This window comes from Paenibacillus sp. SYP-B3998, assembly GCF_010820665.1.
GTDB lineage: Bacteria > Bacillota > Bacilli > Paenibacillales > NBRC-103111 > Paenibacillus_E.
Genome location: NZ_JAAIKC010000011.1, coordinates 108,292 through 121,409 on the forward strand (window position 1 = coordinate 108,292; position 13,118 = coordinate 121,409).

At 46.0% G+C, this 13,118-nt stretch carries 13 protein-coding genes; all 13 read right to left on the reverse strand.

All coding sequences use genetic code 11. The features are described from left to right. Positions 1–10: 10 nt before the first annotated feature. The 13 genes from GK047_RS23030 to GK047_RS23090 all read right to left on the reverse strand — a co-directional run bounded on the left by GK047_RS23030 (position 11) and on the right by GK047_RS23090 (position 13,068). The gene (locus GK047_RS23030) at positions 11–1,705 is read right to left on the reverse strand and encodes a phospho-sugar mutase (RefSeq protein WP_163952176.1); all 1,695 of its coding nucleotides are present in this window, start codon (positions 1,703–1,705) and stop codon (positions 11–13) included. Positions 1,706–1,737: 32 nt separating this feature from the next. Next, on the reverse strand, positions 1,738–2,166 hold the full coding sequence (gene fabZ, locus GK047_RS23035) for a 3-hydroxyacyl-ACP dehydratase FabZ (protein ID WP_163952177.1): 429 nt from the start codon (positions 2,164–2,166) through the stop codon (positions 1,738–1,740). Between the two features lie 159 nt (positions 2,167–2,325). Then, positions 2,326–2,850 (reverse strand): CDP-alcohol phosphatidyltransferase family protein, encoded by a 525-nt coding sequence (locus tag GK047_RS23040; RefSeq protein ID WP_240344118.1) that lies wholly within the window; start codon positions 2,848–2,850, stop codon positions 2,326–2,328. Between the two features lie 99 nt (positions 2,851–2,949). Continuing rightward, on the reverse strand, positions 2,950–3,168 hold the full coding sequence (locus tag GK047_RS23045) for a DNA-directed RNA polymerase subunit beta (RefSeq protein ID WP_163952179.1): 219 nt from the start codon (positions 3,166–3,168) through the stop codon (positions 2,950–2,952). A gap of 26 nt (positions 3,169–3,194) precedes the next feature. Beyond that, positions 3,195–4,061 (reverse strand): flagellar hook-basal body protein, encoded by an 867-nt coding sequence (locus GK047_RS23050; RefSeq protein ID WP_163952181.1) that lies wholly within the window; start codon positions 4,059–4,061, stop codon positions 3,195–3,197. Positions 4,062–4,084: 23 nt separating this feature from the next. Further along, positions 4,085–4,978 (reverse strand): flagellar hook-basal body protein, encoded by an 894-nt coding sequence (locus GK047_RS23055; RefSeq protein WP_163952183.1) that lies wholly within the window; start codon positions 4,976–4,978, stop codon positions 4,085–4,087. A gap of 31 nt (positions 4,979–5,009) precedes the next feature. Next, the gene (gene mreB, locus GK047_RS23060) at positions 5,010–6,011 is read right to left on the reverse strand and encodes a rod shape-determining protein (protein WP_163952185.1); all 1,002 of its coding nucleotides are present in this window, start codon (positions 6,009–6,011) and stop codon (positions 5,010–5,012) included. 165 nt (positions 6,012–6,176) lie between these two features. Beyond that, positions 6,177–6,467, reverse strand: a complete 291-nt coding sequence (gene spoIIID / locus GK047_RS23065; protein WP_163952187.1) for a sporulation transcriptional regulator SpoIIID — start codon at positions 6,465–6,467, stop codon at positions 6,177–6,179. Between the two features lie 159 nt (positions 6,468–6,626). After that, positions 6,627–7,367 (reverse strand): M23 family metallopeptidase, encoded by a 741-nt coding sequence (locus GK047_RS23070; RefSeq protein WP_163952189.1) that lies wholly within the window; start codon positions 7,365–7,367, stop codon positions 6,627–6,629. Positions 7,368–7,449: 82 nt separating this feature from the next. After that, positions 7,450–8,496 carry a stage II sporulation protein D gene (gene spoIID, locus GK047_RS23075; RefSeq protein WP_163952191.1) on the reverse strand — a complete coding sequence of 349 codons (1,047 nt, stop codon included), beginning with the start codon at positions 8,494–8,496 and terminating at the stop codon, positions 7,450–7,452. Positions 8,497–8,650: 154 nt separating this feature from the next. Then, complete coding sequence (gene murA / locus GK047_RS23080) at positions 8,651–9,982, reverse strand: UDP-N-acetylglucosamine 1-carboxyvinyltransferase (protein WP_163952281.1); 1,332 nt, start codon at positions 9,980–9,982, stop codon at positions 8,651–8,653. Positions 9,983–10,260: 278 nt separating this feature from the next. Further along, a complete protein-coding gene (locus tag GK047_RS23085) occupies positions 10,261–10,521 on the reverse strand; it encodes a DUF1146 domain-containing protein (RefSeq protein ID WP_240344125.1) in 261 nt (86 codons plus the stop codon). Between the two features lie 18 nt (positions 10,522–10,539). Further along, positions 10,540–13,068 carry a S8 family serine peptidase gene (locus tag GK047_RS23090; RefSeq protein WP_240344126.1) on the reverse strand — a complete coding sequence of 843 codons (2,529 nt, stop codon included), beginning with the start codon at positions 13,066–13,068 and terminating at the stop codon, positions 10,540–10,542. Positions 13,069–13,118 lie beyond the last annotated feature (50 nt).

Here is a 13,118-nt window from a genome sequence, read left to right on the forward strand (position 1 = left end):
TCTTATTTCGTTATCCGTCTACACGGCTAAGTACATATTGTATAATGCCATTCAATTGCTGCGAAGCCTCTGAAGCGGTAGATCCTTGTACAGCAAAATAAAACTTAATTTTTGGCTCTGTTCCTGATGGTCTCAGACAAAACCATGAACCGTCCGCTAGTTTGAATTTAAGAACATTTTCGCGGGGCAAGCCTTGAATACCTTGCTCGTAATCCTCAACTTCCGTTACGCTGACGCCTTGGATCTCACTAGGCGGATTGGTTCTCCAAGCTTCCATGATGCGGCCAATCTGTTCCACGCCGTCTTTCCCTTTAAGCGTCCTTGACTCAAGCTTCTCCAAAAAATACCCAAAGGATGCGTACAACTCCTGTAAGACATCATATAAGGTTTTACCCTGCTTTTTGTAGTAAGCAGCCGCCTCACAAATCAACATCGCTGCAATAACCGCATCTTTATCTCTTGCATAGTCACCCGCTAAGTAACCATAGCTCTCTTCATAACCAAACAAGAACGTGTGATCGCCACTCTGCTCGAATTGCGACATTTTTTCCCCAATATATTTAAATCCGGTTAACGTATTTAATGTAGGAACGCCATAATGATTAGCAATGACTGCTCCCATTTCGCTAGTTACAATTGTCTTAATCACAACGCCATTCGCAGGAAGAGCTCCACGTTCTTTCAAGCTTGAGAGTAAGTAGTTAACGATTATGGCGCCAGATTGGTTCCCCGTTAATACGAAGTATTCACCTGCCGCATCCTTCACAACTGCACCCATACGGTCTGCATCAGGATCTGTTCCGATAATAATATCGGCATTCCAAGCTTTCGCTTGCGCGATGGCCAGGTTAAAAGCATCCTTTTCCTCCGGGTTTGGCGACTTAACGGTCGAAAATTGCGAATCGGGGAGCTCTTGCTCAGCCACAACACGCACTTGTCCAAAACCCACGGCCTTCAACACTTCGCGAACCGGCATATTTCCCGTTCCGTGCAGTGGTGTAAAAACGATACGGAAATCATCACTGATTTCTCGGATAACTTCTGGATTCTGACTGACAGCGGAAACGACTTCTATGTACTTGTTATCAATTTCTTCACCTAGCCACTGGAGGAGTCCCTGAGACTCAGCTTCCACCTGCGTGAGTTTCTTCACTTTGGCAAATGTATCAACACTCTGCACATGAGCGATAACTTGCTCCGCAAACTCGGGCACAAGTTGCCCGCCATCTGCACCATACACTTTATAACCATTGTACTCCGGCGGATTATGACTTGCTGTAATAACAACACCTGCGGTAGCCCCTAAGTATCGAACAGCAAAAGAAAGCTGTGGGGTTGGGCGAAGCGCTTCGAATACATAGGCCTTAACTCCGTTTCCTGCGAATACAAGAGCGGCTTCTAAAGCAAACTCCGGCGACATATGACGCGAATCATAAGCAATGACAATGGAAGGAGCAATTGCACCTGTTCCACGCACATACTGGGCTAAACCTTGGCTTGCACGACCAACTGTATAAAGGTTAATTCGGTTCGTTCCCGCGCCTATTACACCACGGAGCCCACCTGTACCAAACTCCAAATCTTTATAGAAACGATCCTCGATTTCCTTTTCATCTTCACCAATTGATTGAAGTTCTTCCTTCGTTCCGGCATCAATTGCCGGATCCTCGAGCCATAATTGATATTGAGTTTGTACACGCGTCATAGTTGTCAGGTTCATCTCCTTTAGTCTATGGTTTATTTATTAGCAAGGGCAAACATTAGCTCGCCTTCGACTACAACTTTATCGCCAACTTTGGCCACAGCTTGACCTTTAACAATAATACCTTTCACTCGTGTAATGGTCATCTCAAGTATGAGGGTATCTCCAGGGACTACCTGTTCGCGCCAACGAATGCCATCAGCACCTGCGAATAAGCCTATTTTTCCTTTATATTGCGGCATTGAAAGAACAGCTACCGCACCTACTTGGGCTAAGGCTTCAACAATGAGTACTCCAGGCATAACCGGATAACCGGGAAAATGCCCTGCGAAGAATGGCTCATTGATTGTTACATTTTTTATTCCTACAGCTCTAACACCCACTTCTAACTCCAAAATACGATCGACCAGGAGAAATGGCGGGCGATGAGGAATAATTTCTTGAATTTGATTAATATCTAGCATAACAATGATGCTCTCCTTTCAAAATGCCTGCATAAAATGCAAGGCAATCACTTACAATAGTGTTGTCCCTTCACCAACTGCAGAAGTGAAGGTTCATATAAGGGAGCTTATGTATAGGTCTGCGACACAGGCCGATACATAGGCTCTTTTTTCTTAAATTCAAGTTTGCTTTGTCTTGACTTTGCGATTTAATAAGAGGAATTGAATAATATAAATAATGGAAGTCACGAAAGAGACAAGAATGACAAACCATAAGTACGTGATCGCGAAGGTTAGTTGAAAAACAATAAATAGTATAGCAAAATAATAAAGTACCGTTGTTAATTTGCCCATCATATTAGCCGGCACGGTAAGCTTGCCTCTAAAATGAAAGAAGGCCGATCCCATAATCATTCCCAAATCTCGAAGAAATATCGCTCCTGCCGCTTGCCACGGAATCATACCAGAAATGAGTAAAGATAAGATAACAGTTATCATCATGCACTTGTCTGCAAGTGGGTCTAACATGACTCCAAGTGGTGTAATTAGCCCCCTAGTTCGAGCTAAATATCCATCAAGAATGTCTGTAAGTCCAGCGACAAGCAGGATGAGAAAGGCAATTTTGATATAGTCATTGAAGAAGAACATGAGGTAGACAGGGATCAGGATAAACCTGCTTATCGTGAGCATGTTCGGTATGTTCAAGGTAACCCTCCCGTGCCTTCAATCTGTTAAGACAATGCTAAACCTTCATTTATTATACCGTTCATTTCCAAAAAATAAAACTCCCGCGAGGGAGTTCGGTTAACTTGCAAACACCAGATCGTATAAATGCTTCCATGTGCTTAAATGGAAAATTTCCGAAGCTGGCTGATGGCCAAGCTTCGTATAACCCACCCAAAGGCCAATAAATATAGCCAGCACAGCTAGAACAGGAATACGGATAATTCTGATGATCAACAGTATGATTTCGAGCCATTTCGGCTGCGTTTTCGTTTTCTTTGGAGTAGGCTTATCCGACATCTAGCCCTATCCCTCCTTTTCCTCTATCAGGAACGCAAATTGTTCGCTACGTTCATCATCTGATCTGCAGATGTAATGGCTCGGGAGTTGAGCTGAAGAACTCGCTGCACCATGACCAGGTCTGTCATTTCATCCGATAACTTAACGTTGGATTGCTCCAGATAGCCTTGCATCAACGTGACACGTTCTGCTGGGTTTTCTTCAGTACCATTCACCGTTTGCAAAATGTTGGCCTGCTCTTCAGCTGTTATTCCAGCTGGCAAACCGTACAGATTATCTCCAACGTCATGAAGAAGCTGCGGACGCACAACGCGGACTAGCTTAATTTCACCCAAATTCAGAGGGGTAGCACTTGGATCTTGTTGACTGTATCCTTTAACGGAGCCATCCGGTTCAACGACAGGACGGTAACCATTCGGGATGCGAATTGGATTGCCATCTGAGCCTGTTACGAAGTGACCTTCTTTAGTCGTTAGCACCGTGTTCCCATTCGCTCCTAGACTTAGATTAAACGCACCGTTGCGCGTCCAAGCAGGCTGAAATACTTGATTTCCGTTAGCGTCAAGCTTACTAACAGACACTTCAAACAGCCCGTCACCCTGAATCGCAAAGTCCGTTGGGTTGCCAGTCGACTGAATAGGTCCTTGCGATAGATTCGTTTGGATCTGTACGAGCCTAGAGCCCCATCCTTGGTTAAAGCCTAGCGGTGAGAATCTTCCTTGCTGACGGAAGCCTTCCGGCTGACCCTTCACATTGGTCAAAACGTCTTCAAAAGAAGCTTCCTTCTTCTTAAATCCGTTCGTGTTTACATTCGCGATATTGTTCGATAGAATATCCAGCTTTTGTTGTAAGCTTTGCATGGATACCGATGAGTTAATCATGGAATTGTTCATGGCTGGCTCCTTCGCAAGCTAGATTAGACGCGTCCTACTTCGTTAGCGGCTTTCTCCATACTTTTATCATAAGATTGAATAACTTTCTGGTTGGCTTCATAGGCGCGCAACGCCGACATCATGTCAACCATCGATTGTGAAGTGTTTACATTAGATCTCTCCACGAACCCTTGGCGAACCTCAACCTGATCACCCGCTGCGACCTGTGTTACCGTAGCCTCATCACCTGGATTAATCCGGTACAAGCCATTCCCTTCACGCAACAATAAGTTCGGATTCTCTGCACGTGAGAGCATAAGACCAATCGGTCCACCTGCAGCATTGGTTAGGGGAAACCCATTATTACCCAGGAATTCACCTTTATCTGTTACCTTGAACGTATGAATGGGCTGGCCCGTTCCATCTATAAGTCGAATAGGTTGTCCATCACGACCAACCACAGGATTACCATTTGAGTTGACTAGTTGTCCCGTAGTATCAACAGTAAATTTCCCGTTCAGGGAATATCTCTGCTCGCCATCCGCATTGAGTACCGTGAACAAAGCTTGCGGTTGGAATGTCCGCTCACCATCTGCGTTCACATACTTGCCTGCTGCATCGAACGTCATGCCCGGAAGTTGAATGTTGGAAACAAGCGCAAAATCAAATGGATTCTGTGTTTCCTGCAGATCACCCTGTGCATGAAGTGAAATATTCTCCTCAGAGAAAACACCTGTATTTAACTTTCCAAGCGGAGCTGTTGAGGCACCTTGTCCACCGCGAATCGTGGATATGAGCATCTCCGGAAACGAACGGGAAAGGGCATTCCCCTGTTTAAAACCTGGCGAGTTAATGTTGGCAATATTATTCGTGATCGTATCGTGTCTACGCTGCTCGGAGATCATTCCTGATGCCGCGGTATACAGTCCTCTTAGCATGTTTTCACCTCTTAGGTAGTGTTCCTATCTGTTAAACAAATTTCCGTTTAGTTACTTTATCTAAGTTGTCGAGCATAATACCTGTCCCTTTAACGACGCAGGACATTGGGTCTTCTGCAATTAACACAGGTACTTTAAGCTCGTCTGCAAGAAGCTGATCTAGGCCATGCAACAAAGCCCCGCCGCCTGTCAGAATAACACCTCTGTCAATAATATCCGCTGAAAGCTCCGGAGGCGTGCGCTCCAATACACTTTTCGCTGCGGTAACGATCGAAGAAACCGGATCCCACAGTGCTTCTTGCACTTCGCTTGAGTGAATCGTAATCGTCAGAGGCAGACCAGAGACCATATCTCTTCCGCGAATATCCATCTCTTCATCTCTTCCGTGTGGATATACCGTTCCGATTTTAAGCTTAATATCTTCGCTGGTCCGTTCACCGATAAGCAGCTTGTACTTATTTTTAATAAATTTAGTGATTGCTGTATCGAACTTATCGCCTGCAATCTTAATAGAGGAGGAGGTGACGATGTCACCCATGGATAACACAGCTACATCCGTCGTTCCTCCACCGATATCTACAACCATATTGCCGTAAGGCTGGAAGATGTCCATACCGGCGCCAATTGCCGCTGCCTTCGGCTCTTCTTCCATGAATACCTCTCGAGCACCGCTGCGTTCAGCCGCTTCACGTATCGCTTTCTGCTCGACCGAGGTGATGTTGGTAGGAGCACAAATCAGAATTCTCGGATGAGAATACCAATTCTTGCCCCCCACCTTAGCAATAAAATGCTTCAACATCATTTCCGTAATATCAAAGTCTGCGATAACCCCGTCTCTTAAAGGACGAATCGCTATAATGTTGCCCGGCGTTCTACCGACCATCCGGAAAGCTTCCTCGCCTACGGCAAGCACCCGCTTCGTATCGCTTTCAATGGCAACTACAGAAGGCTCATCAAGCACGACGCCGCGGCCTTTCACATGGATTAGCACATTTGCCGTGCCAAGATCTATTCCAATATCCTTGCTTAACATTTCAAGTTAATCCTCCCTAAACCAACCGTCCATCCCGTGAAGAATCGGCGCTCTTGTATATAGTTCTAATTATAAGCTAAATTCGCTATAAATGCATGAATTCCTCTTTTTTTGTGAAATTTCGACAAAACCATTAACAGGAAGGTTTCACGGATGTTGGAACCGTCAAGACTTGACGGTGACTAGGTTATCGGAAGGCTTCGGGTTTCGAGTTTTACGGTACTTGATTTTCGTTGCTTCTCCTCCCCTGAGATGCCTAATGGATTTGTGATACTCCAGAATGTGCTTCACCTGATTGGCCAGGTCCGGGTTTATTTCCGGCAGCCGTTCTGTTAGATCCTTATGCACCGTGCTTTTGGAAACGCCAAATTCCTTAGCAATAGTGCGAACCGTGTTCTTGGTCTCGACGATACAGGTACCAATCTTAATGGTTCGCTCTTTGATGTAATCGTGCACTCCCCTCGCCTCCCTACTCGAGATAGTTTGGTAAAGTATATGAGGGGCATGACTAGATATTCTACGTAGCCAAGCCTTAGCAGCTCATTTCTCACATTTATTTTCTAAAAAATGCAAAAAAGCAGCAGGATAAACCCGCTGCTCCCCCCTATTTAAGGCTTATTGCTGTTTTTCGTTCAAAATCGTCTCTGGATTTACCGCTGCGCCATCAATACCCTGACGGACTTCGAAGTGCAGGTGAACACCATCTTCTTTTTCAAAATCGTTGCGTCCGGCTTTGGCAATGACATCACCTTTTTTTACGTCAGCGCCTTTGATGACTTTCACGTCAGCCAAGCTTTGATAGACCGTTACCAGTCCGTTGGTGTGCGTAATTTCAACGAGACTGCCCACGACCGGGCTTTGATCGACGGCAGTCACTTTACCACTCAACGCAGCCAGTACATCAAAAGCAGCACCATCCTTCGTTTTTAGATCAACGGCAGTGTGAGGCGTTAATTGATCGTTGTATTGAATCATAGCCGCCTGCTTCACTTCATTCGTTGCGCTGGTGTCATAGAAGGGGATCGAAACGGTAACTTGGGTCTTGTCTTTCACAGGCCATTGCATGGTTTCGGCATGAGCGGATACCGCCATCGAGTTGTCCGGTGCTTTGGATGAGTCTGTACCTTTTTCATTGCTGCTAACCTTAATCCCCAGTTCATCTTGGCTGACTATTTTCTTCCCGGTGTCCTGGTACACCCACATTAAGGTTAAGATAATTGCCGCTGCTGCCATATACGTCGCTGGGAACACCCATTTTTTAGCAAGCAACCTCTTCCATGGAGATGTTACGCCTTGTGCTCCTTGCGCAGTTTTAGGAGCTTCTTCTTTCTGAAAACCTTTGTTTTGATCATTCATGGTTATCACCTCATCAACCATTCTTGACACATTTAAAGGTTTTATACTTGAAGAAACATATTTTTATAGAAACGGTAAATGTCTAAGTTTTGTTGATATAAGGGGTAGCTTTTTCGATAGAGACACCCGTGTAATAGTAGGTTACAATTTCTTCTGCGCGCTTGCCTTCCTTAGCCATACCATTGGCTCCCCACTGGCTGAGGCCTACACCATGTCCATATCCGTAGGTGGTAAACACAATCTGCTGCGATCCCTTCCACTTCCATATAAATTGAGAGGAGGCTAGCCCTAGTTTCTCTCTTACTTCACGACCGGAAAAGGTTTTCCCGCCAATCGTCATACTTTTGATGCGATGACCTGTGGACCACTCTAGTACTTTCATTCCCTTCGAGCTTGTGCTTATTGTCGCAATATTGGCCACGCCTAGCTTCTGCAGCACACTTGTATAGCTAAGTTCGATTGTTTCCTCATATCGAGGAGAAAGCTTCACATCCCACGGACTTGGCACACTGCGCAAATAGGGGATTTTGAAAGGCCAATAATCCTCTGAGTTCTCTGTATATCCATTGCTCGTAGAGAAAAAAGTAGCATTAATCGGCTGATGCTGATAAGTAAGAATCTCATCCTTTGTTTCGTTTACTGCCTTGCTGATCTTGGCCATGTTCGTCTCGTATACACGCTTGTCCCACTTCTCCCTTAGCTCTTGTTCGTTAAGATAGGCTTGATGCGCAGTCGTATCTGTCACCAATGCGTCACGGACTGGCATATTGCTATAATCCTGCTCCAGCGCCCTACGCACCACGTAGGTACGCGCAGCCATGGCCTGCGCCTTCAAGGCCTCGAGCTCGAAGTCGATGGGCATTTCGGCGGCAAGCACGCCTTTTACATATTGCTCAAGGGGGACGGTTTCAATTACATCCTTCTTGGACAGGTACACAGGAACCATAAAACCTTGCTCTGTGGGCTGAACAGGCAGTTCCTTCGTGCCGCCAGAAGGATCAGAGATTCCGTATGGAATCTTTTTGACTAGTAATCCGGGTACAATGATAGTGACACACAGCATAGTGGACAAGCAAACAGCCATCCAAAGGATGACCCTATGATTCCAAACACGTCTCTTCTTGTGCATCGTCTAGTGCCTCCATAAGCGCGTTCGCTAGTAAGTAGTTTATATAAATTAAATGGTTATTCACCTTAGCTTATGAGACAAAATACTAGAATAGAACAAGAAGAAGCTGGTTCCCTTAGGAACCAGCTCCGGTTTGTCGAACACGTTACATCTTTTAAGCAAGTGTTGGCTGAATATTAAAAAAGCCCATATCGATAGCTTCTTGCTCGATTTCTTGATTCACTTCTTGCGGCACTATTCTTTGAATATCCGCTCCCAGATCACGAAGCACATCGGTAATATCGACATATCCGCGATCAATGTGATGAACCCCGGATATCTCGGTCTCACCGTCGGCTACTAGCGCCGCTAGAATAAGGGCAGCCCCTGCACGCAGGTCGGTAGCACATACTTTTGCGCCCTGCAGCTTAGCATTACCGCTAACGATGGCTGTGCGACCATCGACTTTGATCTGTGCATTCATGTTCGCGAATTGTTCCACGTGCATGAAGCGATTTTCGAACACAGTCTCCGTAACGAGACTCGTGCCGTCCGCTACCATAAGCAGTGCCATCATCTGAGACTGCATATCGGTCGGGAAGCCTGGGTAAGGCAATGTTTTCACATCTACTGCACGAAGAGGACCGGAAGCGCTGACGCGTATGCCATTTTCATCTTCGGTGATAACAACACCCATCTCTTGCATTTTGGATATTACAGGACGAAGGTGGTCTCCGATTGCACCTTCCATATATAATTCGCTTCCCGTAATGGCCGCAGCAATCATATATGTACCCGCTTCAACCCGATCGGGTATGACCGTATGTACGACTCCGCGAAGTTTTTCGACGCCTTCTATACGAATAACGCCTGTTCCCGCGCCGCGAATGACAGCACCCATGGCATTTAAGTAATTAGCCAAATCGACAATCTCTGGCTCTTTCGCTGCATTTTCAATAACCGTTGTGCCTTCTGCAAGCGTTGCCGCCATCATAATATTTTCGGTTGCGCCTACACTGGCTACATCCAAATAAATTTTGGCGCCTTTGAGACGACCTTTAATTTTCGCTTCAATGTAACCTTGCCCCAGTTCTATTTCAGCACCCATAGCTTCGAAGCCTTTGAGATGCTGATCGATAGGTCTTGTACCGATGGCACAACCGCCTGGAAGGGAAATTCTCGCTTGACCTAATCTTGCTAAGAGTGGGCCCATCACGAGGAAAGAAGCTCTCATTTTGCGGACAAGATCATAAGAAGCTTCGCAGGTAGTGATTTGCTGAGCGCGAACTCGAATGACCTGTTGATTGTACTCCACTTCGATTCCTAAACTTTGTAAAACTTTATTAATGACTAGTACATCGTCAAGGGGAGGCGCATCATGGATGACGCTTTCACCTTCCGACCCCAGAATGGAAGCCGCAATAATCGGTAGAACCGCATTTTTCGCTCCGTTGATTTTCACATTGCCAGCTAACTTTCGGCCACCGCGGACGATAATTTTGCTCATCATGGTCCCTCCGCGAACTTATTTTGAATTTACGCAGTGTTTATAACACATTTCACATTTCCTAAGTTTATCATTTCACCCTATAATGGACAACTGTGTTCTTTTGGCATTCTAACTGCCATCCATAGAGTTCGGATGAGGTTTCTCTTTTCGATCCGTTCTATTATCCATTGTTGACAAGAAAACTGCTCATTATTCGAAAATATTTGCTTTTCGAGCCCTACAAATAGGCTATTCACCTAAAAAAGCTTCATTATGTGTAAATGTTTGCTTTGCTGTTAAAATAATTTACTGAAGCCCATGGAGAAACCAAGATATTGAATAAAAAAGCTGGCAACGAGATGACCTAAGCCAATGGACAGCAAAATCTGCAGCATAATCGCTTGAGCACCTTTAGGCCTTCTGAGTAAGACATCAAAGCGAAACGACTGCAACGCCCACCAAGAGAGGCCTATACACACTATATAAACAGCAATATCGACCACATTCATAAGTGAGGCGTATTTTGCCGCCTCACTCCATTTATCTGTATCTGCCATGCGCGACTCCCTTCCGCATTACCGATTTAGAACTTTCGCCAGCATTGTTGCGAATTCAGCACGGGATGCTTGCGCATCTGGATGAAACGTACCATCCGGATACCCGCCAATCCAGCCGTCAGCCGACATTTGCTTGAGTATGCCAACACCCCAATAGGATTCACTAACATCACTAAATGGAGAATTGCCCCTTCTTTTCCCGGTCATATTCATACTGCGAGCAAGCATCTGTGTCATTTCCATCCGCGTCAACGTCCGGTCCGGTCCAAAAGTTCCATCCGGGTAGCCATCTACAAGATCAGCCTGCACGGCTTTGGCTATATAATCGTATGCCCAGTGCGAAGCGCTCAGGTCATTGAAAAGTAGTTTTTTCTGCTTCGTCAGTCTCAAAGCTCGCGCCAAGACGGTGGCCGCCTCTGCACGGGTAATGGGTTGATTGGGAGCAAATCGGTAATTACCGTAGCCGCTAATCACCTCTTGTTGGGTAAGCTTGGTTATCGCATCCACTGCCCAGTGGCCATCGATATCGATAAATCCGCTTATTAGCGGATATCCCGCTACTTTTAACCGGTACATCTGGCTTAATAACGCTTTGTTCGCTTGCAGTTTAATATAATAGGTGCCTTGATCCAGAACCTTATGTAAGAATAGGGTTTCCTTTCCGTATTCGCTTTTGTATGTGCCCTGCTCTTTTAAAGAACTGTCGTACAAGGTAGCATAAACAAGGCGCGTTTTGGGGATATTCGTCAAACTGATTTGAGCAAGACCATCCTTACCCATACGGAATTCGAACCAATCCACATCATCGTCTTTGTCAAATAGGCCCTCGTATTCCGAAAGCATAGCAGCAAAAGTTGCTTGGTAGGGTTTATCATTAGGTTCATTCGGATCAATTAGCTTCGGCGTATACTCAATCTCCAGCGTATACTCCCCCGTGATCGGTTCCGAATAGTCCTTGATGTTACTTACACGAATATAGTATTGGCCGGGTAATAACTCCATCTGAGAGCTAATCTCTATTGCCCCATCGCCGGCCTGATCAATGATAAATCCCTTTTCCCCTTCCTTCTGGAAGAAAATCGCCGGGTCAATCCGACCGGTATCGACAGATACCTTCACGCGCATCGTACCTGACTTCTCAAGGGGGAGAGCAAACCAATCCAAATCACCCTTTTTGTGAAAAGTTCCGCGTATTGTCTGACTCCGGGGAGGAAGAACGAACGCTTTGTACTGCTTATCGTTATTCTCAAACGGATCCTGATAGATACGGAAATCAGTACGCAAGGAATAGCTCAACGAAGTTTTGCGCGCACGATCAACCGTCTGAAGCTGAACATAGGTGCGCCCTTTAGTTACTTGGAACGTAAACGATTGGTTAGCGGCATCTCCACTGTTAGTGGTAAAAACCTCTCCAGAATCAATACTTGCACGGATAGCTGTACCGTCGCCACTGCGAAGCGTCAGCTCGATGGAGCCATCGTATGGCGCATCAATTGCAAACCAGTCTTGATCTTGCGCAGAGCTTAACGTCGCTTGAATGGATGCGTGAACAGGAAGCATGGTTGCTTGGTCCTGACGATTATTCGGCTCGAAGCGATCCTCGCTGTAAGACTGTGTGAGCGCTTGATCGACGCGCAGCATGCCATAACCCGTATGATCATCCCAACCTTGTGTGTCTAGATCTTCCGCGGATTGTTCGAGTAAATCCCGAACTTCGTAAGCCCGAAGCCCTGGATATTTCCCCCAGACGAGCGCGGCTGCGGCGGCTACTTGCGGGGCAGCCATCGAGCTGCCGTCCTGGTATTGGTAGCCACCCCCAAGCGCTGTCGTGTAGACGTCCCATGGAGCCACAATATCTAGCTCGGGTCCGAAATTGGAGTGGGCATCTGCGTGTTTATCTGCCGTAACTCCGCCAACAGCGAGTACCGTCGGATACGCCGCTGGGTATTTGACACTGGTGCCTTCGTTGCCGACTGCAGCTACTAACAGCACATTACGATCTTCCGCATACTGTACAATATCCGCTAAATAATCAGAGTATTTGTTCAGTCCGAGCGAAAGCACGACAATCTTCGCACCGTGATCAACTGCGTATCGTATCCCTTCGCCAAGCTTCGCTTCACCACCTGTACCATCAGCCTCCAGCGCTTTTATAGGCATGATTTTGGCGTTTGGCGCAATGCCTGCAATCCCTTTATCGTTATTAAGCGTGGCTGCGATGATACCAGCTACGTTAGTTCCATGTCCGTTATCATCATTAGGCTTATTCCCCTGCTGGAAGAGGTTCATACCTTCCACAAAGTTGCCTATTAGGTCAGGATGCGAAAGATCAACGCCCGTATCTACAACAGCTACAACAATTGAGTTCTTCGTATCTCCTGTTGCCGCCCAAGCCTCATTCATATGAATCATATCCAAATAGGCTTGTTTCACCCTCATTGGGTCTGTCGATAGCGGATAGGCCGCATCTGCTTTTGGTAGGATCCCTGCAAGCTCTATAACCAACATCATTATTGCAATAAGTAGAAGGTGTTGAGTCAGTTTCATGAAATCACAGGCTTTCTTATTTATAATAGTCTTCTACACATTATCTATCT

Coding starts and splice junctions, on each gene's coding strand:
- GK047_RS23050 (WP_163952181.1), bottom strand. CDS start 4,061: ATGAACAATTCCATGATTAACTCATCGGTATCCATGCAAAGCTTACAA.
- spoIID (WP_163952191.1), bottom strand. CDS start 8,496: ATGCACAAGAAGAGACGTGTTTGGAATCATAGGGTCATCCTTTGGATG.
- GK047_RS23070 (WP_163952189.1), bottom strand. CDS start 7,367: ATGAATGATCAAAACAAAGGTTTTCAGAAAGAAGAAGCTCCTAAAACT.
- GK047_RS23030 (WP_163952176.1), bottom strand. CDS start 1,705: ATGACGCGTGTACAAACTCAATATCAATTATGGCTCGAGGATCCGGCA.
- GK047_RS23045 (WP_163952179.1), bottom strand. CDS start 3,168: ATGTCGGATAAGCCTACTCCAAAGAAAACGAAAACGCAGCCGAAATGG.
- GK047_RS23090 (WP_240344126.1), bottom strand. CDS start 13,068: ATGAAACTGACTCAACACCTTCTACTTATTGCAATAATGATGTTGGTT.
- mreB (WP_163952185.1), bottom strand. CDS start 6,011: ATGTTAAGCAAGGATATTGGAATAGATCTTGGCACGGCAAATGTGCTA.
- murA (WP_163952281.1), bottom strand. CDS start 9,982: ATGAGCAAAATTATCGTCCGCGGTGGCCGAAAGTTAGCTGGCAATGTG.
- fabZ (WP_163952177.1), bottom strand. CDS start 2,166: ATGCTAGATATTAATCAAATTCAAGAAATTATTCCTCATCGCCCGCCA.
- GK047_RS23085 (WP_240344125.1), bottom strand. CDS start 10,521: ATGGCAGATACAGATAAATGGAGTGAGGCGGCAAAATACGCCTCACTT.
- GK047_RS23055 (WP_163952183.1), bottom strand. CDS start 4,978: ATGCTAAGAGGACTGTATACCGCGGCATCAGGAATGATCTCCGAGCAG.